17 protein-coding genes and 2 pseudogenes are annotated in these 23483 nt (G+C 55.4%); 13 read left to right on the top strand and 6 right to left on the bottom strand.

Translation table 11 applies throughout. From position 1 onward, the window contains the following. Positions 1-106: 106 nt before the first annotated feature. Positions 107-256 (bottom strand): annotated as a pseudogene (locus ACGYLO_RS21695) (transposase); the annotation flags it as partial. 373 nt (positions 257-629) lie between these two features. On the opposite strand from ACGYLO_RS21695, the gene repA reads away from it, so the two are divergent. From repA to ACGYLO_RS21680, 3 genes are all read left to right on the top strand, one after another. Beyond that, positions 630-1832, top strand: a complete 1203-nt coding sequence (repA, locus tag ACGYLO_RS21690; protein WP_394377402.1) for a plasmid partitioning protein RepA — start codon at positions 630-632, stop codon at positions 1830-1832. Beyond that, on the top strand, positions 1822-2778 hold the full coding sequence (gene repB / locus ACGYLO_RS21685) for a plasmid partitioning protein RepB (protein ID WP_394377401.1): 957 nt from the start codon (positions 1822-1824) through the stop codon (positions 2776-2778). The genes repA and repB overlap by 11 nt, the downstream gene beginning before the upstream one ends. Before the next feature lie 288 nt (positions 2779-3066). Further along, a complete protein-coding gene (locus ACGYLO_RS21680; protein ID WP_394377400.1) occupies positions 3067-4377 on the top strand; it encodes a helix-turn-helix domain-containing protein in 1311 nt (436 codons plus the stop codon). A 1751-nt stretch (positions 4378-6128) separates the two neighbouring features. Here ACGYLO_RS21680 and ACGYLO_RS21675 read toward each other — a convergent pair. Then, positions 6129-7152 (bottom strand): annotated as a pseudogene (locus tag ACGYLO_RS21675) (tyrosine-type recombinase/integrase). Positions 7153-7343: 191 nt separating this feature from the next. Between ACGYLO_RS21675 and ACGYLO_RS21670 the strand changes: the two are divergent. Then, positions 7344-8225: a DUF1403 family protein gene (locus tag ACGYLO_RS21670; RefSeq protein ID WP_394377399.1), complete on the top strand. Its 882-nt coding sequence runs from the start codon at positions 7344-7346 to the stop codon at positions 8223-8225. 1 nt (position 8226) lies between these two features. Further along, a complete protein-coding gene (locus tag ACGYLO_RS21665) occupies positions 8227-8808 on the top strand; it encodes an SMC-Scp complex subunit ScpB (protein ID WP_394377398.1) in 582 nt (193 codons plus the stop codon). 217 nt (positions 8809-9025) lie between these two features. Here the strand turns inward: ACGYLO_RS21665 and ACGYLO_RS21660 are convergent, their stop codons facing one another. Next, complete coding sequence (locus tag ACGYLO_RS21660) at positions 9026-10345, bottom strand: PD-(D/E)XK nuclease family protein (protein WP_394377397.1); 1320 nt, start codon at positions 10343-10345, stop codon at positions 9026-9028. Between the two features lie 327 nt (positions 10346-10672). Between ACGYLO_RS21660 and ACGYLO_RS21655 the strand changes: the two genes are divergently transcribed. Continuing rightward, complete coding sequence (locus ACGYLO_RS21655; protein ID WP_394377396.1) at positions 10673-13105, top strand: PD-(D/E)XK nuclease family protein; 2433 nt, start codon at positions 10673-10675, stop codon at positions 13103-13105. Next, entirely contained in the window at positions 13105-16320 is a 3216-nt protein-coding gene (locus ACGYLO_RS21650; RefSeq protein ID WP_394377395.1) for a UvrD-helicase domain-containing protein, read from the top strand. The genes ACGYLO_RS21655 and ACGYLO_RS21650 overlap by 1 nt, the downstream gene beginning before the upstream one ends. Positions 16321-16419: 99 nt before the next feature. Here the strand turns inward: ACGYLO_RS21650 and ACGYLO_RS21645 are convergent, their stop codons facing one another. The 3 genes from ACGYLO_RS21645 to ACGYLO_RS21635 form a co-directional block, all read right to left on the bottom strand. Further along, positions 16420-17337, bottom strand: a complete 918-nt coding sequence (locus ACGYLO_RS21645) for a metallophosphoesterase (protein ID WP_394377394.1) — start codon at positions 17335-17337, stop codon at positions 16420-16422. A gap of 117 nt (positions 17338-17454) precedes the next feature. Further along, entirely contained in the window at positions 17455-18996 is a 1542-nt protein-coding gene (locus ACGYLO_RS21640; protein WP_394377393.1) for an ADP-ribosylglycohydrolase family protein, read from the bottom strand. Positions 18997-19045: 49 nt separating this feature from the next. Next, a complete protein-coding gene (locus tag ACGYLO_RS21635; RefSeq protein ID WP_394377392.1) occupies positions 19046-19339 on the bottom strand; it encodes a hypothetical protein in 294 nt (97 codons plus the stop codon). Positions 19340-19446: 107 nt separating this feature from the next. Between ACGYLO_RS21635 and ACGYLO_RS21630 the strand changes: the two genes are divergently transcribed. From ACGYLO_RS21630 to ACGYLO_RS21605, 6 genes are all read left to right on the top strand, one after another. Continuing rightward, the gene (locus ACGYLO_RS21630) at positions 19447-20064 is read left to right on the top strand and encodes a hypothetical protein (protein ID WP_394377391.1); all 618 of its coding nucleotides are present in this window, start codon (positions 19447-19449) and stop codon (positions 20062-20064) included. A gap of 370 nt (positions 20065-20434) precedes the next feature. Continuing rightward, positions 20435-20890, top strand: coding sequence for a hypothetical protein (locus ACGYLO_RS21625; RefSeq protein WP_394377390.1), 456 nt, complete (start codon positions 20435-20437; stop codon positions 20888-20890). A gap of 21 nt (positions 20891-20911) precedes the next feature. Further along, on the top strand, positions 20912-21220 hold the full coding sequence (locus ACGYLO_RS21620) for a nucleotidyltransferase domain-containing protein (protein WP_394377389.1): 309 nt from the start codon (positions 20912-20914) through the stop codon (positions 21218-21220). Positions 21221-21722: 502 nt separating this feature from the next. Beyond that, on the top strand, positions 21723-22118 hold the full coding sequence (locus tag ACGYLO_RS21615; protein ID WP_394377388.1) for a hypothetical protein: 396 nt from the start codon (positions 21723-21725) through the stop codon (positions 22116-22118). Between the two features lie 142 nt (positions 22119-22260). Then, positions 22261-22557: a hypothetical protein gene (locus tag ACGYLO_RS21610; protein WP_394377387.1), complete on the top strand. Its 297-nt coding sequence runs from the start codon at positions 22261-22263 to the stop codon at positions 22555-22557. Positions 22558-22890: 333 nt separating this feature from the next. Then, positions 22891-23097, top strand: coding sequence for a hypothetical protein (locus ACGYLO_RS21605; RefSeq protein ID WP_394377386.1), 207 nt, complete (start codon positions 22891-22893; stop codon positions 23095-23097). The last annotated feature ends 386 nt before the right edge of the window (positions 23098-23483 follow it).

Below are 23483 nucleotides of genomic sequence, written 5' to 3'. Positions count from 1 at the left end.
CGCACGAGCCTTACCTGCGGCGCCCTCCACCGGGCAGGCCCCCGCGTCACCTTCAAAGGGGCCGCTTTGGGCGATGGAGATGAAGACGCCATCGACCCTTATGACGCGCAGAGCGCCAACATAACCCATTGCGATTGATGAATATAATCCCGCTTAAAACGCGCCGATCATCGACGCGTGATTTGCCATGGAACTTTGGAAAGTAGGGCTTCAGACGCGCCATCTGCGCATCACTCAGCCAAAAGAGGTCAGCCATATAATCGCTCTGTTTTTAGATGGTGAATCACGCGGCTTCGCTCAAATCAATGGGTCCTGACCTTAGCCGCGCGAGGCGGGGTATGGCAGCACTTGTCAACAGAAATCTGCCACTTTCATTTCAGCTCCGATTCTTGAAGCCAATGCGATTTTAGCCACAATATCAAAACTTTCAGACTCCAGCGTAGAATATAACCGAGTTTGGGGTGTTAATGCGTTGCCTCCAGTTCATCTGCTAACGCTCTTAAATCATTTGAAAAATTATTATACTGCCTCAAGCTATTTGATCGCATCACGCATTTCTTCTGGTGTTGCGGGGAAAACGTGTTACACAAAGGGAAACCCGGATAACACGGATTTACGAGGCAGGACAGATGAATACGAGCGGATCAGCATCCCTAGGCAGGCATGCGGGGCTTATCTCAAGCCAGCTTATACAGCATCGGGAGCGCTTACTCGAGCCGAACAAAGAAAAGGTCTTGCGACCTTTTTCGTTCAAGGAAGCTTGCCACTACATCGGCGTGAACGAAAACTCGCTGCGCCACACCCTACGTACCAACCCGGATCTGCCCCAAGGAACACTCCTTCGGGGCACGCGTCGTTATTTCGAGGCATCCGAGATCCATGCAATCAGAGACTTTCTGTTCGAGAATGACCGGCTCGAAAGCAAAAACATTACGCGCAGACAGGATGGCGAGCGCTCTCAGGTCGTTAGTATTGTGAACCTGAAAGGCGGTGCGGGAAAAACCTCTACCGCCGCCAGCGTCGCGTCCGCCTTGGCTTTACGTGGCTATAGGGTGGCAGTCATTGACCTCGACGCCCAGGCCAGCACGACACAATTTTGTGGGATCATCCCCGAGCGCGAGCCGGACATGCTCACACTCTATGACGCGATCCGCTATCCTGATGCTGCAGATCCCGAAGGAACCCAGCGGGCAGATATTCGCGAGGTGATCCGGGAAACGCATATCCCCAATCTCAGCCTGATCCCCTCCAATATGCATATCATGGAGTTCGAGCATGAAACCGCAGTCAATGATCAGAAGAAATTCCCGTTCTTCGTTCGCGTAGAAGAGGCGCTAGCGCCCATCCGCGATGACTTTGACTTGTTCTTGGTCGACTGCCCGCCACAAATGAGCTTTGCGGTTATCGCATCTCTTTTTGCCAGCTCCGGGCTTCTTGTTCCCGTCACGGCCTCCTTCATCGATGTCATGAGCCTCGGTACCTTCCTCGGGATGGCTGGTGAGATGATGTCGGTTTTGGAAGGACGTCAGGGCGCTCGACCCTACGACTGGATCAAATACCTAATCACGAGATACAACCCCACCGACCAGCCGCAAATTCAGGTCGCCAGCTATTTGAGATCCATCCTCGAAGATGCGGTTATGGCCAGCGAGTTCTATTTGTCCGCCGCGATCGCGGATGCGGCGAATAGCGCGGAGACTATTGCGGAAGTCGATCCGTCTAGCTTCAATCGCCAGACTTATCAGCGTGCTTGGGATTCCGTGACAAGGGTCGTTGCGGAGTTTGAAGGTCTTATCCATCAATCGTGGGGGAGAGATACCGATGGCGCGTAAAGGCATTTTCTCAGCAAGTCTTGAGCGGACTTTGTCCGGTGGTGAGGATACGCAGGAAGCCCCCTCCCCTGCCCCAAGCACTCCCGCTGCAGCGCCTAAATCTGGCAGCCCAACAGTCCGACGCTTCCGCGAAACATATGATGATCTGCGGAACCAAACGATTCAAGAAATCGACGTCGACCTTATCGGTCAGAGTAAATATCAGGATCGCTTCGATGTCTCTGCGGAAATTGACACGCTTGTCGAATCCATTCGCGAGTCCGGCCAACAAGTCCCCGTATTGCTCAGAACTGCGGCACCTGGTTCCGGCTTCGAATACGAGCCGATCTACGGTCGGCGTCGGATCGCGGCCTGTCGCATTCTCGGCATTCCGGTCAAAGCCTATATCGGCGAGCTGGACGATGACGCTTTGGTCGTGGCCCAAGGTCTGGAAAACGCTGAGCGTCTGGAAAATAGCTACATCGAGAAATCTGCCTTTATCACTCAACTGCTCGATAGCGGTATGAAGACCGGGGTGATAGAACGCGCCCTGAACATTCCAAAAGGTGAAGTAAGTCGAATGGCAAAGGTCATTCGGGAGATCCCGGGAGAGCTGATCGATGCGATCGGACCGGCTCATGGCATCGGTCGGAGGCAATGGGGTGCGCTGGCAAAGATCACAGCAAATGTTGAAACCCGCCGTATCAAAAGAGCGGTAGAAGCGCTGCCCAAGGATCTGGATAGCCCTGGCCGGTTCAACACTGTCCTTCAGGGTTTGAAGCGCGGCTCTGAGCAGGCGTCAAGCAAGCCTAAGAAGCTTTCGGTTGCAAAAGGTCATGTTGAGCTGTCGCCCAGCACCAAGGGCATTAGCATCAAGGTGAAGGATAAGTCAGACGCCGCCTTCATTGAGTGGCTCCAGAATAAAACCGAAAAGCTTTATTGGCAATGGAAATCAGAAAATAAATGACGTAACCCATTGTTTTTAAAAAGTAATTAGGCGAGGTCTGTGAAAAGATGTACCACGGCACATCTCCCCCCCACCCGCGCAATAAAGCGCATCTAGGTGCTCGAAATACGAACCCAGTTAGAGCAGCAATAAGATAAGAAAGGAGGCAGACGCAGCGCAAAAAGAAACCCCCCGAAACCGTAGTCTCGAAGGGCCTCAAGTGATTTAAGCACCTCTTGGATACCCTGTCAGAGAATCGTTTGCAACACCGTTTTCGGTGATTGGTATCTCTTTGCCGTCTGAGAATTCATGGAACAGGTAAAAACTACGGCAACTAATGCCGGAGAGCGGAGGAGCTATGCCCCGACCCTTTCCGGAACCATGCCTTCAGTCACACGCCGCGATCTTCTTACCGCGGTAAAGAACAGCAGCCAAAGCTATGGCCTGAACCCAAGCTCGGTCCTCGTGCTGGAAACGCTTTTAAGCTTCCTCCCATGCCGGGACCGAGAAACGGGTATCGAGACTCCTCTTAGTTCGGATGCTTTGTTGGTGGTTTATCCATCGAACAACTCCATCTGCGAGCGTGCCAACCGCATGAGTGATCGTGTACTCCGCCGCCACATCGCCAAGCTCTGCGAGATCGGTTTCATCACGCGCAAGGACAGCGCCACCGGGAAGCGCTTCCCGCTCCGGGTTGGCGGAGTTGTTCGTGATGCCTTCGGCTTCGATCTTTCACCCCTCCTCCGCATCTACCCCGAGCTGGTAGCTGAAGCGGCAAAGCTCAAATTAGAGGCCGAGGAGCTTCGCTCGATGCGCTCCAAGGCGCTGGCAATTCGTGCCGATCTTCTTCGCGCTCCTGAGCAATTGACCGAGGCACAAATCGAATTTCTTGCTGAAGTGAAGAAGATTCTTCGCAGGACCTCGTTGAAATCCGAGGGAGTGGCTGCACTCATTCGGGAGATGCGTGCTTTAAGTTCTGACGCCCAAACTCGTTTCTCCGCGTCGGGAGAAACCATTCAAACCTCTCAGCCCCGCCACTGCGCCCCCTGCCCTACCACGGCTTCCGCAGATCAGTCGCGGCACACTGAGCCCAAAGAGGTCGCCCTACAGGAAGCTGTGCGCGGTACGAGCTGTGCCGGACATGACAGGAACCTTGAGATTGATGCGCCCCGGTCAGTACCTTTGTCGCGCCGAGAAGTCGAAACTCAACGCGAAACGCGCCACCAGGTCCGCCTTACGGATCCGCCCAAAGAGTCCGGCAGGAACGGTCAGAATGACCGCCAAGTAGAGTCCGTAAGAATAGATCCTACTAAGAAGGTGCATGACGAATATGCACAACTTGTCAAAGCATGGGAGCATTGTCCCAATATCGCAAGCCTCTACCCGGATGCTGTACAATCACCTTCCCGACTACGCGAAGCGGTTTTTCTATTTGGATCTTTTTTAAGTTTAAGAAGTGAAACCTTGGCGAAAGGTGTCGCGTCAATCGGATGGCCAAACATGCTCAGAGCTTTGGAATATCTGGCCGAGAATGCGAACCGTATCAAATCACCGTCGGCTTATTTCACCTCGATGATCGCAGGGTTCATCGCGGGCAATCCTGTCGCGGGCATTCGATAAGCCAGAGGACTTTCTCTAAACTAGGATTTGCTGCGGTACAGATAACCTAAAGTGCATATTTGCTGTTGATCTCCAATACGGCTAATTCAGACGCCCGCGCTGAGCTTGTCCGGCCGAATGCTTATAGAGACACGGTTTGCTGGATTCCCCGCACCGGGAGACTTCGCTAACACCTGTACCACGGTACAGGTAGCTCAATATGTGAGGTCACAGTGGGCTTTATCGCCCGAACCTGGCTAAACTTTGCCGCACCTCTTATAAGGCGTGACCGATAGTATATTTGCACTGATGAGGCCCGAGCGAAATTCCAGTGTAGAAATCTGTACCATGGTACAAACTTAACTGAGTGTTCATACTTGGAATTACTAACCGTTCGTTGAAGTGACCTTGTCGACATTTTTTTCGACCAGTCAAGCTTGCTTGGATAGGCTTCCTGATGAGTGAACCGCAATCGCTTTGGAGAAACCTGTACCGCGGTACAGGTTTCTCAGAGAAAGGGCTCAAAATCAGCATCATTATCGATGCAACGGATTCTCTGCAGTGAAATTTCCCGGGAATATGCCAGACGCTTACGGCGTAAGCCCGACGCTGAACGCTCCAATGGTCCTTCTTGTCATCGACCCGCTGGTTTATCTGCTTAGCAACGAAGTCCTATAACATATGGGGCCGGTATTGCTTAGCCTCTGGTACCCACAGCTCGGGGCTCTCCCCGAGCTTATAAAGCCGCGTCTGTGCGCGCCCTATAGCGCTATTGATAAGTGCGGTCGGATCGTTTGACGTTAAGCTCGGGTTGCCGACTGAACGACTACCAGCTGGGGCCGTTAGGATCAGCGAAATGACTATCAAGGTACTGGCGTACTATGTCTTCCGTGATGGCCCCGTTGGTGGTTGAAGAATACCCCCCCCTGCCCCAAAACCTCAACCCCACGCTTTCGGATGGTTCGAATGCCCCTCTTGAACCTTATGGGACGAACGGCACTTCATCTTGCGCACCAGAACCGAGATGACAAAATGCTGACTAGGCTGCTGCGCCTACGGCACAAAACAGCAGAAGGCGGAAATGTTTTCGGCCTGAGACGCGGTGGACTACTCATTGGCAGAAAACAAGGCCGTCGCCGATCGAGCGGCCACAGGTTTTCAGAGCGCAATTGCTTTATTCCCAAATTCATCTTGCATGCGGGAGTAGGAGAAAGCCATAGGCATACTCAATCCGATGACTTCTTCCATACGATGGGCCGATACCCCATGTACTCGAGCGAAACATTGGGATTGGGGCCCTCGCGCGCGTTCTTCTGAAATGTGCCCATGTACATCCACCAGCCAGTTATGCTCATCTTTGCCCATAGGTGCGTTGATGTGTTGCGACATACGACCGTGCAAAAGCCCAGGTTCCTAGAACTTGCGACAGAAGTTGATCTTCGTGGAGAAGCAGCCCTCCTCAAGAAAATCAAGGTCAATCTGAATGCCAATCAGAAAGCCTTTCGAGCCATGAAGCTTCAGCCAAGATTGTAGGAAGTTGTCGCACCCACCAAAGTAGCAGCGCCGAGCACATAGACCCTCATAGTCGGAGTTGCGCAGTTCTCGTTGATCATGTCGAAAAACCTACGGTTCATAAGGGCAGGGGGCATTTCCTGGTCTTTCTGGATCAATCGAATGGGAATATCGTCGTGGATATCCTACACTCCCGTAGCAATCTCCCTCGCCATGCTGCCTTCATTTCGGCTTTAAAATTCGAAGACTTTTGATCCACGTCACAGCACCGCGGCCTGCGTCAGATTCATGCGGAACCGGTCGCGACGGCGCTGATACCGCCGGGTCATTTCCGCGCTAGTGGCTCCAAGATGCTCTTGGGCATAGCGCTCGTCAACCTCTGCTGAACTGGCGAGGCCTGCTCGAAGAGAGTGCCCTGAGAACAGCGCCAAAGTTCTTCTTCGGGTAGTTCCGCTCGGATGCCTGCGTCCAACGGTCTGTTTGATCAGTCGGGCGACATGCTTGTAATTAAGTCGGGCCTTCAAAACCTGTTTGACGTCGCGCGAAGTGCGTAAAAAAACTGGCCCGAACTTGGTTTTAGCAAAACGCAGCCATTGTTCGAGTGCATGTACGGGGCGTGTGTTCTTTGGAGGCGCGGCCAATCTCGGTCTTGCCCCAGCCTGTCTTGCTTCGGAAGCGCAGCACCGCCCCATAGTCTATGATCTCGACCCATCCACCGGTCTCAGACGTATCATCCTTATGCCGATCGAGACTGACAATTTCAGAGCAGCGGAGACCGCCTGCATAGCCAAGCAGCACGATGGCTCGGTCCCGTAGCCCTCGCAGATCGTAGGGCAAAGGCGACCATTGCGATAATATCTTCGCCCAATACACCGTATTTTTGCATAGGTGGTCGTGCGTGCTTCCGTTTTATCCCTGCCAGCACGGGAGCAATGTGGCGATCCTTCCGATTGAGCTCGTACCCGCGCGGTGTATAGTGCCAGGAGAGGCCGGACAGGCGACGCTCTATTGTGGAAACAGTTAGGGCAGGGGCCGCTCCAGTAGAGGCGGCTAGGTCGGTCAAATAGAGTCCAGCCATCTCAGGTGAAGGGGGCAGGGGGCTGTGCCTTTGAAACGGCACCAGCAGGCAAAGTGTTTCTAGTCAGTGGCGTAGACGTTGTTTGTGTTCTCCGCGGTCGAGCCCTTGACATAAATGCGCGTCGATTCAATCAGGCGATAGAGCGTTCCAGAGCCTGCTACATCGGAGGGAAGTTCCGGAGGGCGCCGTGAGACGTCCATCCTCATCGCCCTGGTTCGGGAAATCCCTTCTTGATGCTGAAGAATGCGGATTTTCGTTTTTTTTCTGTCGTGGCTAGGAGGGTATATGAAAAAAATCCGATAATGTAAACTTATTGGACATACCTGTGAAGCGTAAGCTGGGGCGGTTTTTGCTTTAATAGATGGTCTAAAGCGCCGCCGTTAGGTAGCATGAGTGCATGGATTCCCTCCGCGCCCTTGACATCGATCATTCTAGGATAATACCGCGCATGCCTTTCTGGGTGGCCTCGGCGCGTGCGGAAAGCCTTGAAGATGTGGCTTTTTTGTCGGGCGCGGCCCTGAACCACCTCTATCTCTTGATGGCACGGGACGATGTGCCGGTGGCGTTGATACGCGCACGCTTGACCTTGAGCGCGGCGGAAGCTTGCGTAAAATTTTCTGGGCGCTCGGAGCGGGCAGGGGAGTTGCGCGATGCGGTTCATTTTTTGCGCCCCGGGGATCTGCCGGGGCCGGGGGGAGAGGTCTATCTGCCTTGGCTGCGCGCTGCGGAGCGAGTGGTTTCGATCAAGTCTCTGGACCGAGCTCTGCCCGCTGTCGAAGCGGCCCGGATCGCTGACTATCTCGACGCGGGGCAGGGGGCGCCGGTTAGCCGGGCGGCGAGGGTGTTGGAGGCTATGATGGCGACAGCGCGACAAGAGGGGCCGGCCCTTGTCCTGGCGGATGCCGCCTTGGCGCAGGCGCTTGGTTTGGATTATCTGACCCCGCTCTTAGCAACCGGGTTGAAGCGCGCGGACCTGCGCAAACGGGGGGATGAGCTGCGCCGCGCCTGCCATCGCGCCGTCGTGGCTTCGGCGCTCGAGACGGCACGCCTTGCTGCTGACCTCACGCGGCGGGTAGAACATGTAAAAGCGGTCGCGCCAAAGCTGCGCGCCAAAGGGGCACGGGATGCCGTGGAGATGTTTTTGACCCGCGATTCCGTCGCCGCAGCTGCACTGCCTTTGCCACCGCGTGCGGCACGACGGCTCTGCGACCGGCTGGTGGATCTGGGGGCCGTGCGCGAACTCACCGGTCGCGACACGTTCCGGCTCTACGGAGTATAGTATGGCCAAACAACACTCTGAGCCGGAGCTGGACCGCGAACTGGCCGACCTTCCGCGAGCGCTGCGCTGGCGGGAATGGATGCGACGGATCGAAGCGGTGCTCTTTGCGTCCGCCTCCCCTGTGCCGCGGGAGGATCTGGCGCGGGTGGTTGGGCTGGGGGCGTCGGTCGATCTGCTTATCGAGGATCTGGCCACCGATCTGGACGGGCGGGCCTTCGAGATCGCCCAGGTTGCTGGCGGCTGGATGATGCGCACGCGATCTGCCTATGCCCCCGCGATCCGCGCGGTGGCCGACGTGAAGGATCAGGTGCTCGACCTGAATGAATTCGACCTCGCGGTGCTGGCGGCTGTCGCTTACTACCAGCCAATAACCCGTGATGGATTAAAGGATATTTTTGGCAAAGAGGTCAGCCGCGATTTGATTGGAACGGGTCCACGATCACCTCAAAGAGGGGCACCTTACACGTTTGTGACGACAGAGCAGTTTTTGATCGCGTTTGATCTTGAGAGCTTGCGAGACCTTCCGGACAAGGAACAATTGTTAGATGCCGGTTTAAGCGTAGAAAACGCGAAAGCTGGGTGAATAAATGTTACTCGAACTGTTTGCCTTGTGAATGGTTTTGGCCTAAGCGGCTTTAGGGGGTCGGGTGGTGCCCTATTCAAATGAGGCTTGAATTTCCATGGGCCTCGCCAAACTGCTGTGGCTTCCGTCCATTCCCGGGCATCTGGTGTCGTCGCTTTTTCTTTCTTTACCGAATGGGAACGTCTGGTTCATCATTTAGCTCGCGCTGATTTTTGATCTATTTGTGAAAGACTTCACGCAGAACTTCATTATATAAAGGGAGGTGGACTTTTAGAAAGCTTGTCATCCTTTTCACGATTTTTTCTCCTAGTTTCCCAGCATCTTCCTCATTTGCCTCAGCAAGATCGTAAGCCCGCACTTTTTGAATATCGGTTCCGCTTAAATGTTTGTATCGTCCAATCTTGGAGGTTCTCCGGCCAATGCTGATCTTTTTAGCATCAACCAGATCAAGCACCCCCCTGTAGATACTCAGACGTGTACTCTGATCACCAGGCCCAAGAACCATTGATACGCGGATGCATCCTTCACCCCAGCCTAGCACTTCAATAAGTAATACCGCCCCTGTATCTACCCAACTTTTATCTTCACTGCAGAAACCATCCATCTCTAGCCATTCCTTTACGGAATAGCGAAGAATCCTGGGACTTGATCTATCTTTTACAAGGGTGAGCCCCGTCGCTTTCTTGACCGATGAGATAACAGCCTCTTCGTTATCATTAAGCCATTCAAATATATCGGATTGAAGGTCAGGTCGATATTCATAAAGCGTATCTAGGGCATTCTTATGCTTCGCCCAAACCTGTTTTGCGAGGTTAGCTAAGGTATCGCTTTCCATGAGTTGCCTTCTTATCATATTCGAATACTTTTTATAAAGTCCGGCCGCCTCTCCAGTAAAGTTTCTTTCTTCTATCGTTTGATCGAAACTTGTGACTAGGTCGGAAAGGCTTACAGGAATCCACGATAATTTGTTGTTATCAGAAGGAGTTGTAGCATCCTTAGTAAGGAACACAAAGATATGATCCCATTCCTCTTCAGGATACTCTGACTGAACATAGGATTTGTATTTTTCCAGTTGATGATCACTCTCTGACGCATCAATTTTAAGCTCAATAGCTAATAACAACCCTTTTGCACCTTTAATAATCCCTCGAGGCACTTCAATTAAAAGGTCTATGCTTGCTTTCTCGCGATATACAATCGCGTTGGAGCAGTCAGAGCAGTAAATTTCAATTGGCTGCAGTTTCGTTTGACCGTCACCCGCCTGTACAACGGCCTCTTGAAGTAGTGTTTTTAGGAACAAATCGCCAAATGGATGAGGTTGATGGGGATTCAACATAAAGCTTAAAAAATGGGCATGGCGGAGTTCTTGCCGAACCATTCCGATGGCTTCGAATGGGCAGAATACTGATATCTCTTTCTCAAGGCTTCGAAAGGCATCAGCCCCAGGCCCGATTAAAAGATTTTCAATTTCCTTTATTCTCTCGTCTACACAGAGTATTGCTTCATCTTCTTTCGAAGGATTTACCGAAGTGTTCATCACTTATGCCCTAAAAAACCTTGCTTACATTTTGGCTACGTAATCCTAAGTTTCAAGCCCCCTGGGCCGGCCCCCGGTCACCGAACCGAAGATTGGCGCAGACTCCAAGATGTAGTAGTGGCGTAGACATGGCTTCCTACGGCATCGGTGATGGCTTAATCGATTGGTATTTTGGCCTAATACCTCTCGGACTTCATAAACGAGCTATTAGGGCAACAGGCACGGTTCCGAATGCGCTCTCAAGGTAGATCTATGCTTCCCGGGTCTTAGATACCCGCTAGGGTAGCACCATATTCCAACTTTATGCTGTAAGCCCCGGAGGTGTCCTTGTCGCTTGATCCGATATCGACCGTGCATCCTTTGACCGGTGCCATTCGTCCTGTAACCTCTGCGCTTCTGGCTGAAACCTACCTCTGCCCCATACCGAGATCATTTGATGATAGCGCTGCAATCCGAGACGGGGGTGCAACGCCTTGGGCAACCAGTCTCGCAGCGGCTCCTGAAGCAACGATCGCTGCCGTATCTCATGCGCTGCGGGACTTGATACGATCCGCACCTGCATTCGACACAAACTCGATCGAGGCCGAAAAGCTGCCTTATGGGCGTGCGCGGACCCACTTGGCGGCATTGCAGGATCTGTGGCGCGATATCGGCACCTTGCCCGAGGAGCTGGCACCGTTGGCTCACGCCGAAACCTGTAGTGCCAGCGATGCTCTCGAGCCTCTCCCCTGGCTCGCGTCAGGCGACCGAATGGGCGCCACTGCGGCAGATCTGCGCTTAGCCGACCTTCTTTCAAAACATCACGGGTCGGTCGAGCGCGCAGACGCGTACCCTGGATTGAAGCCGGCCGGCACAACCCCAGAACTTCGTGCGTTCCAAACTAGGGAAGCCACGCCTGGCGCGTACTCCCTGCGCGTGACTGCCCTGCGGGACCCGCTTGAGGAGCTGCGCTTCGCCGCGGCCCGAGCGCAGCGGTTGCTTGATGAAGACAGCACCTTGTCGGCTGACGAGATCGGCCTTCTCCTACCCGATGATCCTGAATGGGTGGTCGATGCCGAAGCTATTTTCGCTGAGTTAGGGTTGCACTTAGGGGGATTACCTGGCGCTTTGACGCGAGATCGAACGAGTGAGACAGTGCATTTGCTGCTCATCTCGTTACGCAAGCCCACCCCTGGCATGGCAAAGACCGCTCTCGATGCTCTGGGACTAGGAACTGATTGCGGGAAGCTGCGCGATCTTCTGAACCAAGCGCCTAGCAATGGCGCTGAGCTTACGCGAACTCTACAAGCATTAGCAGGCCATATGCGCGAACCTATCGGTAGCGCCCTTCGGGCGATACCTGCGCTCCCTGATAAAGCTCCCATTGACTGGGACGCTTTGATTGCCGCTATACGCCCTGGGCTCACGCCTGAGGCTCCCTTAGGGGCGGCGAAGGGGGCAGTTTCAGTCTTTACTGAAGGCCAAACGCCGTGGCGTGAGGTGCGCCATCTGCTGGCAATCGGCTTTGCAGGCGATCGCTATCCTAGCATTGCTGGGGCCAGCCCGTTCTGGCTGGAGCACGAAATCGACCTGATCCAAAGGTGCTGCGGAATTACTCTGTTTGGGCGCCAACGATCTTTGCAGATGGCGCTGGCACGATTAGACCGACTGCTTTCGGTTGCGTCCGAAAGCATTGAAATCACGCTCCCCGTCCGCAATCGGGCTGGCGCTCGCCTCGCGCCCTCTGCAGCTCTCGACATGCTGGCTCATCGCTTGGGCAAAACGGCAGAGGATCTGATCGTTCCGGTTTCGTCTGATCCCTCCCGCTGGCCGTGCGCTATACACCATATCGATCACGACACCGATGCGGGACGCCCATGCCTCCCTGAGAAAAGAATAATAGATCTACAACGGGATCTGACCGTACTGAGAATTAAGGACGGCAAGCCGCGCCCGCAGTCGCCTTCACGGCTGGAAACATTGCTCGTCTCTCCGCTCGCCTGGCTCTTTGGTGAACTTGGGGTAGAGGATCAATCTTGGTCACCCGATACGCTCGATGCCCTCGTGCGCGGCACGCTGTTACACGGTGCGCTGGAAATCTTGTTCCCTTCAGGCGCTCCGCCCGCGCCTGAAACGGTCGCCGACGCCGTACCAGACGCGGTAGAAACAGTCATTCGGAGCAATAGAGACCTGCGCTTTCTCGAGGCGGAGACATGGGCCGTTGAACGAGCTCACCTCATCAGTGATTTGAGCCATGCGGCCACCAAATGGGCTGAAATCTTGCACGAGACCGGAGCGACGATCCACGCCACAGAAGGATACTTAACCGGCAATGCCTTCGGTATGGATCTGCATGGTAAAGCCGATGTGGTCCTGCGACTGGAGGACGGCGGTCTCCTTGTCGTAGATTATAAGAGCGGCTCATCAAAGAGCCGGGTAAAGCGGATGGAGACGGGTTGGGACGTCCAAGCACAGCTTTATGGCGACATGATTGCGGCCTCCGATATGGTGAGCGGTGAACCGGTTTCGGTTGGTTATCTGAACCTTGCAGACATGATGATTGTCAGCGGCGGTACGCTCGCCGGTGCTGCTTTCGGACCGGTGGACGCAGATACACACGCCGAAGCACGCAAGCGGCTGACTGCAACGGTGGCAGATCTTCGCAAGGGCCGCATCACCCTAAACGAAACAAGCGACCGAAAATCCTTCGAGCAGGTCGGCATTGGAGGCTACGCGCTCGATCACCCCCTCGTAGATGCCTTCTTGTGGGAGGAAACGTAATGACCATTCAGATCGTCGGCGCAGGTGCAGGCTCAGGAAAGACGTACCACATCCAAGAAACTCTTAAGGATTGGGTTGCGGATGGGACCGTCCGGCCCGAACGGATTCTTGCAGTCACGTTTACAGAAGCCGCTGCCGCAGAACTGAAAGGCCGTGTCCGTGCAGCGCTTTTAGAGGAGGGGCGCGTCGAAGAGGCCGCCGCAGTTCAGCGCGCTTATGTTTCTACCATTCACTCCCTGGGACGGCGATTGCTGACCGAGCATGCCTTCGCTGCCGGGCTGTCCCCCGCACTACGTCTTATTGAAGACGCAGAGGCGGAACTTCTTCTTCGCCGTGCCATCGCGGAAACCGAGGCGCTGGCTCCCATCACTTCCAACCTTGCAGCCCACGGTTATGCCTGGAGCAGGAATGGGGGGAGCGCCACTGAAGCCTTCCGCGCCGATCTGCGTGCCGCTGTTTCGCGCCTGAACGAGCTAGGTGTTCGTGGGGACGACCCCGACCTCCCCGCTCGCGCCCGTCGGGCTCTCGAGACAGATTGGCCAGAGGTTGCCTTAGACGGCATCAAGCTCGATCAACAGCTGCGCGCTGCCATTGATAAGATGCTCGCAGTATTTCCTGATGGGATCGTGGACTGGGCGAAGAGCGCTGCCGCCAAGAAGGATTTTAGCGCTAATGCCCGTGATATTCTTCGGGGGTCTTCGGTCGAAGCCTATAAAGATTGGACGTGGTGGCAACGGTTGCGCAGTCTCCGTCTGGCTAAGCGCGGCGCCCCGACGCCTGAAGGCTACGATGATCTCGCTGAAGCGATCATGAACGCAGCAGGTGCTTTGCTTCGTCATCCCGGTCCTAAAGAGCAAGCAGCCGCTCGGCTTGAAATGCTGATAACGGGGGCGCAGGATGTACGGCGACGCTATGCTGCCGCTAAGGCCAAGCTCGGAGTGATCGATTTTGGCGACATGATCGCTCAAGCAGAAGCACTTCTTCGGGACCGACCGGATGCGACAGCATCAATGCTGGACGGTGTCGACTGCGTCATCGTCGATGAGTTCCAGGATACAAACCCCGTACAGTTCGCGTTGCTGTCCCATCTAATAGCCGGCGCACCTCGGGTAATCCTCGTGGGAGATGGAAAGCAGGCGATTATGGGGTTTCAGGGGGCTGATGCTCGGTTGGCCCAAGCATTGGCTCGTGCCCGTCCTGAGGCAGCCGCAACACTGGACCGCAACTGGCGATCTGTTCCCGAAATCATGGCGCTGGTGAACGATCTAGGTGCAAGGCTTTTCGAAAGCTACGAACCGCTTGAACCACAGCGTAAAGCCACCGCAGCCTCGCCACCGCTAGAGGTATTGCGCGTGCCAAAAAACAGAGCCCCTAATGCGAAGGGGTGCCACCACGTCGCTGATAGGATCCGGGGCCTTCTCGCCGAAGGACGCGAGATAGAGCAGCGGAATACGAAGATAAAACGGCCGCTCACCGCCTCGGATATTGCCATTCTGTGCCGGACTCATGCCGATGTCATGCGCTACGCTGATTGTCTGACACAACTTGGCATCCCCGTGGATGTGACCCAAGACGGTTGGAACGATGCGCCCGCCATCGTTGTAGCCCGTGCAGCTTTAGCCTTCATCGCCGACCCTCAGGATCTGTTTTCAGCATTGGTCTATCTTAGCTACGGTCCGGCCCGCCTTTCCCTTGAAGAGGGATTGACCGCTGTGCTCGAGGGGAACCTCAGTGATACTGAGATGCTAGTCCCGCTTATCGACCTTCATGAGCGAGGGCGCGATTGGCCGGTTTCGCGCGTATTGGCAGAGCTTCGCGTAAGGGCAGGGCTCGATGATTGGGCCGCATCCCTATCTGATGCGTTTCGCACCCATGCAGACCTTGCCCGCCTCGATGCCGAGGCGATCGCCTTTGAGGCGACCGACCCTACCACTCGCGCTGCTTCAGGCGTGTTTGGGTGGGATATTCGATCATTTCTCTCATGGCTGGCCATTCGAATTGAAGCCGGCGAAAATCGACGGCCCGATCCTGGCGAGAGTCTCGCAAGCGGGGTCAGGGTCCTTACATGGCACGCAGCAAAAGGGCTGGAATGGCCCGCCGTTTTTGTCACCGGTCTTGGCTGGACTGTCGAAGAGCGCCCCAACACTTTGCGCATCGAGTTTGACGGTTGGGACAAGCCGGAAACCCTGCTCGAAAGAGCCACCCTACATTACCATCCCGAAGTTGCCGCACCGGAAGTTGCCGCGCGTTTTGCGGATACACGTAGGCCAGCTGCTGCAGATAGCGAGCGATGTCTGGCCTACGTCGCTCTGACGCGAGCACGTGATCTTTTGGTGATTGAGTGGCCGGATTGGTGCAAGCCTGAGCATGACACCCTCGCGCGTCTGCTTCAGGAAGAGGGCGAACTAAACTATGGGGAGGCCTGCATCTCAGTAGGTGATGCTGAACATCCCGCCCGCATTCATGTCTGCTCCGAGACGCTGCCTGATTGCTTCGAAAAGGAATGCGTGGCTCCACTCCCTAGAACTCGGGCTCGCCCTGGCCGCCGTGATGCTTTGGGGGTGCGGGGTACACCGCTCTTCCTCCGTCCTTCTGATGCAGCTGAGGAACCCGCGCACTGGTCGTTGCGCACCCATGCGCTTGGAAGTGGCCTGACAGGCGCTGCAGCGGGATCGGGGTCTCATTCTGATGCAGCCGAACGTGGCACTGCTCTTCACTTGGCGTTCCGGGTACTAATGCAGCGCCCAGATCGAATGGTGGAGGTTGGGCTTGCAACAGGTTTGCCGGAAGCGACCATGGCAGTGTTGGCCCAACAGGCAGATGCACTTGTTCGCTTCCTCGACGCTGAGGGTCTGACTGAACGTCATCACGAGCTACCCTTGGACGTTACATTACCTGACAGCACGCGCATTAGGGGCACGACAGATCTGCTTGCACGCAGCGCAGACGGGAGACGAGCAGCGTTGATCGATTTTAAATCCGCTGCCCCAGCGGATCCCCTAGAGTCAGCACAGCCATACCTATCTCAGTTGGATGGCTACCTCCGAGCGACTACCGCCCTGTGTCCCGAACTAGAAATCGATTGGGCTGGCATTCACTTCATGGGGTCCGGATCGCTGGTCTGGGGGCACCAAAGCGTCCTTCAGCAAAATGGAGATGTCAGTCAAAATGGCCCCGAAGCTGCACGAGATTCCATCAAACTCGTAGGCGGATAGAGCTCGCGCAACTTTGGGGTGTCATTAACTGACGAGGTGTGGGGGATATCTGCCGGGAAGCGTTTCAGGACCACGGACAGTTGAAGGTGATCAGCTTCGTCATACGGCCACCCAATGGCAGTCCTCGTCCACGTCGATGGTAAGCAGATTGCTTGCCGATAGTGCCTCGCCTGCGCGCCAGCGATAAACGCATGGTCTTGCCGGATAATCTAAACAGGCTGCATTGGGTGCTTCGATGCAGGGGGCGCCGTTCATCTTATAGTGTCCTACGAAAACCGGGGACGCATCGGCGCTATATAGCAAAGCTGCTGTGTCGGGCGGGATTGCGCCAGAGGGCAACTCGTCGGGATTAGGCACCGACAGGCATGCTTCCCGCCACGTAGTTGCTTCTGGACGCCACCATGCAAGACGCACGTTATGGCGTTCATGGTTGTTCGTGTCGTGGAACATGTAGCCGCAGGGTAGCGAGACTTCAGGACCGGAAAGCAGCCTTTCGACCGCCTTGCCAAATGAGGAGGTGGCGGCAGCCACTTCAGGAAGGTCATCAGCATGCAACCGGCCGTCGGGACGTCTGGCCTTGATAAGCTCGATCGCAGTATCGTCCCAGCAGGCGTGAACCAGTCGCAATCCATCCAACTCGTACCAGAGGGGGAGGGTCAGGAACCAATCCGTCCATGCCTTGGCTTCTTTCGTGCCGACCCCAAAGGTTTCTATGAAGCTTTGATGTTGCTTGGTTTTTGCAGCTGTATGCGCGCGCAGCCAAGCACCGTCAGCGTCCTTGCGATGGTAGAGGATCGCGTTGAGTTCGTGGTTGCCCATGACCGCAACGGCGCGACCACTATCGACCAAGCGCCGCACCCGCGAGAGCACAGACTCCTCGTCTACCTGCTTCGTTAGTTTTCCGGCATCGATAAAGTCGCCCAGGAAAGCGACCGGAGTATCTCCTGCCACTTCTAATGAACGCTCAAGGCGATCTATATCGGCGTGAATGTCGGGGATGATAATATATTCTTTCATGAACCAATACCTACCGTTGCAAAGCTAACCCCGTCCACCCGCGTCATGATGCTCGAGCGCACAACGTCGCAGTGAGCTTCATAGTCGAGCACTTCGTGAAGCGGGTGAATGCTTAGTTTAAGCTCCCGGATAGCGTTCGGAGAATGAAGTGACGTCACCTTGGTGGCTCGAAATGCCCGCCAGATCGCGGGCCACCCGGTCGATGAGATCGGCGCATTCGATGCGTTGCCGCCAAGGATGCGCCATCATTTCTTCAGGGTAGAGAAGGCCGAGCATGTTGCCCGCTATCGCCCCGGTACTATCACTGTCGCCTGAGTGGGTGACAGCAACTCGCAGCCCTTCCTCGGCTCCTTCCGCAGCTAGAGCGGCAAACAGCGCTATGGCAAGCGCCTCTTCCGCGACCCAACCCGCGCCCAGGCTTTCAACCGTTTCAGGGCGACCATCGCGAGGCGCGGCCAGCGCTTGCTCGAGTGCTCGATTGGTTTCGGGGCCGGACTTGCCAACCAGCTGGCGCGCCGCAGTCTCGAGCTCCTCGCCCTCCAGAACTGCGTTGAGCATCAGCGCCCAGGCAATGGCGGCCTCTTGGCCGGTCACGTGTCCATGAGTAAGGGCAGAGCTCTCACGAACGGTCTGCTCGATATCAAATCCTATTAGTCCAACTGGGGCCACTCGCATGATCGTCCCGCAACCTTTGGAGTCGTTTCTAGCGACTTCACCGAAGGTTGTGGTTCTGGAGAGGGATGAGAGGCATGTCATTCCTGGTGCTCGGCGACGATGAAGACGTGGATCGCAGAGAAGTCCAATGTCATCAGTCTCACAGGCGGGCGTTCCACCCTGCGTAATGAACCAACGCAATAGTGCATGATGTATAACGCTGGCCGGGTGGCAGATCCCCTTCAGCTGGCTGCGTACTACAGCACGCATCAGGCCTTCGGCGGAAAAAAGGGTCATTTGGGTATCATCCGTGATGGCGCCTGGGTGACCGTCATGCGGAAGCATATCGTTCACGCCATCAGGGAAGCGTTCGAGGATCTGGGCGAGGCTCCAGAACTCAATCTCTGCGCCGAGTGCATCCCCAATAGCGCCTCCGAATAGGCTGGCTCGAATACGTTCAGTGCGTCGGTTATCCAGCTCGGCTCGCTCGCGTAGAAACGCTTCTTGGACGGCGGTCTCGACTGCTCCCACGCGGGTATCCCGCACGCGGCGCATCGCTTCGTCCGCATCGTCGCCACGTTCGATAAGAAGCAGGCTCGCAATAGTACCGGCCCGTCCCAACCCGCCGCGGCAATGAATGATTACGCGTCCCCCCTGGTCCAGCTCTTGGTGTAGCAGCGGCGAGAGGCTCTCCCATGCAGGAAGGTCCCGAGGGATATCTCCGTCAGGGAACGGATAGTAGTGCCACGTGAGCCCAAGCTCTTTGACGCCGGAGCCTAGCTCGCGGACACCCAGCTCGTGAAGTTCATGAGGCTCTACCAGAGTAACTACCGTAGTTGCGCCCCAACCTTGGATCGCTTCGAGGTCGGTTTTAAGATCGCGCTGCCAAGGCGCACCGAAGAGACTTGAGCCGGATTTCCCGGGGCAGATCGTAAGGCCCAGAGAGCCTGATCCAACGCTTAGGCTGTCGATCCTAAGAGGGTGGGTAGAGCTTGTTCTGATCATAGTGGTTCCTTCTACAGTGAAAGTGGCGTGTTGAATTTTCTTATGCTCATCAATCCACCACCCATCCCGCCTTCGCAGCCTCGCGCCAGGTAGCAAAGCATTCGATCTCTCCCTCGTCTTCGTCGGTGGGGTTTGCGGAGGAAACCGTCATTGTTCGGAGATAAATGCAGATAGGATGGTCGCCTTCACCTCGGTCTGTGGCAACGCCGTAATCTCCATAGCGACGTTTGACGCAGATCGTATCCACCCGAGCAGCGGTCTCGCGTAGGCCTTGTTCGGCAAGTTCGACCTCGATCTCGGTTGGAGCTTTAGCTTTGCGGCCACTGAAATATCCTTCGGGCATTGTGATCTCTTTTCCTTTCAATAAGCTATGCCTCGATCTTAGCCGTATTGTTGGGATGAATGCGGAGTGCTCGGGATTTTCCGCTGAGCAGCTTCGGAGGATTATTTATGAAGTCTGCAATTGGATTTTACTGGACGCTTCCGGTGCCTTGGGCAGGTTTTACCAAGCTTCCAGCAGACCCAGACGAAGCGGCGGTGGTAAGTCAAACAATTCGCTACCAAAGAGAGTTGGTGCATCGCTACGCGCGAGAGAACAGATGGCAGATTGACGACGAAATTACCTTCCTGGAACTCGAGTTCGACCGAGCAAGCAACTATGTCCGCGATCCATTAGAACGCGTTGCTCCACGGTGCCAGGAACTAGATGCCCATCTTCTAGTAGTAGATTTCACCGTCTTGCACGGGTCGCGCAGCCACTATCCGATGTTAAGTATGGCCGAGAAGCTCGGTTTGGATGTGGTGATGATTGCTGCAGATCCTGTCCTTCTCGACGGAGAGAGGTTCGATCCGTATCAGCATTTCCGCGACTGGCGTGATCGGCAACAGGAGTGGGCCCAGTCAAAGCCAGCGCGTCGCGCGGCTCTTAAGGCTCAGATCGCCGAACTGCGGGACCGTGGGATGACGTACGTAACGATTGCCAGGCGTTTGAATGACCTCGGAGTACTTTCGGTCACGGGCAAACCGCATACGGCGGATAGCGTTCGTAAGGCAGCCATCGCTAGCTGAGGTGGTCGCAGGCTGCTACCCAAAGGCTGAATCTGGATAGGACCAAACTGCGCCGCCCTTTTACCTGCAACCAACGATGCGTAAGGCAATTGAGAGGCTCTCGTACGATCAAAGGTATCTGATACTAGATACTAGCAAAGGGGCTTGTCTGCGGAGATCGGTTTGAGGCATGCTGAGAGCATGACCTACAATCCGCGCACCAACCACGTCGCCCACCCCCGAATATCTAGCTTCGGCTAGATATAATCGGGGGAGTGCGCTGGTGCGGGTGAGGGATTTATAAACCCTTTGCGGCAGATTACCGTTGATCCGAGAGTTCGATTTCTCTCCACTCCTACCAACCTTGCACTCATACTCTCGCGAGGGGATTATGACCCAAGCAATCGCATTGGCAGCTGTACAGGACGCGATCACTGCCAAGTACCCTGACAGATCAGTCGAGATTACCGCCCAAGTGCATTATGTGCGACCCGACGAGGTTGCGCATGTAGATGTCTATGGATGTGATGATGCAGTGACACGCAGCTCCATCAGAGCCGATGCAGTGCGCTTGCTGCAGCAACTCGGCATCGATATCCGGCTGATCGGCTGGCATGACGTATACACAGTATCGCCCGATTATTCAGACCCCGCGACACTGCAAGACTACGCCTGCAGATTGTATCTTTTGGAGTGCTCTGAGACAGGTGCATATGTTGATCCACAGCGGCTGTCAGCGCCATTGCGAGAGCGTGTTGATGCGCAAGTGGCCCGCCAGCGGCCCATCGTCGACGGACGTGAGTATTGCTACGTGAGCGATGTGCTCGAGGAGCTTGATGATGTCTGAATGGTCGGAGATTGCATCCCGATGACACGTGACGCCGGTATCACCCAACGCAGAGTGGCTATCCGTCGCGATGTGGCGCTGGCGGTGTGGCACGAGATCAAAGCGGAGCTCGGCGCTGCCGGCTTGGAAGTGACCCTAATTGGATCCTTGGCCGATGGACGCTTTTCGGCCCATTCCGACATCGATATCTTGGCGAAATTGGGGGATAGCGGCCTGTCCAGGTCCGCTGTCGATCGCATTGTCAGCAAGGCCTCGCGAGATATTTCCGTCGACCTCATCTTCCAAGAAGATCTGACCCAGTCAGATCTGGAGGCCCTCCTTGGCGCCTGAGGTGGATCTGCTGTTTGGCCCTGGCATCACCCACATCGATGTCAAATGTTGGGACAGCGGCCACACAGCGACGCGGCGCCCGGGAGATGTGCTTGAGGGGATCAGCCAGCATGAGTTTATGAGCCGCTCTGTCTGTCAGTGCGGCACGGGCTGGCAACAAGTGACGCGATACCCTCACAAAGCGTCTACTTCGATGTAGGCCGTTTCGTGAGACCGGTGTTGACCGACAAGCGGGGTTGGCTCTTGGGAGATAACCCACGTAATGTGATCTCGAGCGGAGGCCTGTCTATAGCAATGCGCTCATGCATCTGCTTGCCCGTCGCAAAGCTGAGGTTGGCAGATTTTTCGGCTTCATCGTGCGAATCTGTCATCACGTTGCTCCCCTTCGCCTAATTAGCCTATCACGATCTCGGATCGAGCGGGCGTTACCATTTGAGGAGTCTTACCAATGTCATTGACGTGCCCGCCATACGAGTCCGGCCGCTTGGAGTTTGGGTATCACGTGCGTATCGAGACGTTGATCTGGACGATGACAGCGGCGGGTATTGAGGGTGCCGAGCGCCTGAAAAACACACCGGCAGGATGGATTGGCATCTTTGAAGCTCTCGGCGCGCATCTGGCGCAGGATCCAAGGAACTACTCGATCAGCGAAGCCAGTGAGGAGTTTGGCGCGCTGTATCTCGATGTGATCGACAAGAGTACAGGAGGCGCAGATACAGATCTCTTGCGGTGGTGCGCTGAGCAGAGCGCCAGCCGGTGCATGGTCTTCGGCACAGCGGGGCGGATACGCTCGGAGCTTGGATGGGTCATGACGCTCTCAGACGCAGCATACGATCTCCTGATCGAGACGCCTAACGAGCGCTTCTTGGACTTTGTTTACCCTAGCTCTGAGCTGTAGGGTCATTCCATGTCGATGTGTTCGGTGATGCACAGACCGTGTGCGATGCACCGCGGAAACTTTAATCATGCTGGTCCCGTTACACTTCTAGCAACGATGATGTCGCAATCACGCGACAGCCGTAAGGTTGAAGGATCACAGTATGAAACTGGTTGTGACAACCGCCGCCGCCGCCCTGATTTCCACTGCCGCCTTGGCTGATACCTCGACTTATCGTCAGGACCTCTTCCTCGACACCTCGATTGGCGCTGAGAAGACATTTGGCGATGAGACACGTATGCTGGCACCCCTCGAGTCGACCAAAGCAAATGACATCACCTTTAGCACTGCAGACGATACCTTCGATGCCGATGTTGTGTTGAGCAGCAGTGGCGACCTGCGCAGCCCGGGTGAAGGTTATATCTACGGTGGCTATGGCCCTGGTAACGACAGCCGTTAAGTTCGGTCGTCTTGCTCATATCGCTTGTGCTATACTCATCCATGAGATGACCGACCAACTGCAACAGTGTCTCTGCGCCTCTCCGGAGGTCTACGCGTGAGTAAAATAAATTAAGTGGATGTTTGATCACAGGGCCGCCCCCGGGCGGCCCTACTCTATGAGGCTCCTAAATATGATGCATTGGACGCAGTGAAGGAATTTACGTTCGGATCAACCGGAAGGCGTCCAAAAACGCGGAACGGGTTTTATGGTGAGTGATTTTGACATGCCGGGATTCGGCTCTAAGTTGTGTCACGGTAATTCCTGAACGCGCGATTGACGACAGAATGCAATATGACTGCTCAGGACGATAAATGGCGATATCTTCACAGCGTGATTTGGGATGCTCTGCGCCGTGGCGACGACATTCCGCTCGATGATCTTCCAGACGATATCTCCGCGCATCTCGCCATATCTGGTGCCGCGCAACCAATTCACCAGGGCGTGAGACATGCTCTGGCGGCAGATGTCCTGGCGGCGCTCAGTCAAATCAAAGAGTGAAATCCTGGCCCATTTTGCCGATATACTGGGCGTCATTAAGTGCTGCAACGCAGCTTCACCAGACCAGTCTTTCGCTCCAGCGAAACCGCATCAGGAGGTCCCATTGCACCAGGTCTCTATCTAGTGGTAGCGTCCGGCTCTGAGACTGCAAAATGTGGTTGGGCCGGTGCCGAAACGATATCTCTTCAGGATGACACACTACAGGAACCTGCAAACCTACCTCGCAGATGGACACATCCGTGCGAAGAACCATCCACAGATGCAAGCCGGGTATCGAACATCCTTTGAAGACATCGTTGCGCGTCGAGGCTGTTGATTGTCACTGAGAACTGATGGGGTGGATACCCCCTCCCGACGGCATCGCAATGTGCCAAGGTGATGTGGGT

The sequence above is a fragment of the Sulfitobacter sp. 1A13353 genome (assembly GCF_043557255.1).
In the GTDB taxonomy this organism is placed as follows: Bacteria; Pseudomonadota; Alphaproteobacteria; order Rhodobacterales; family Rhodobacteraceae; genus Sulfitobacter; species Sulfitobacter faviae.
Note: the sequence above shows the minus strand (reverse complement) of the source record. Positions and strands in the feature narration are given on the sequence as shown.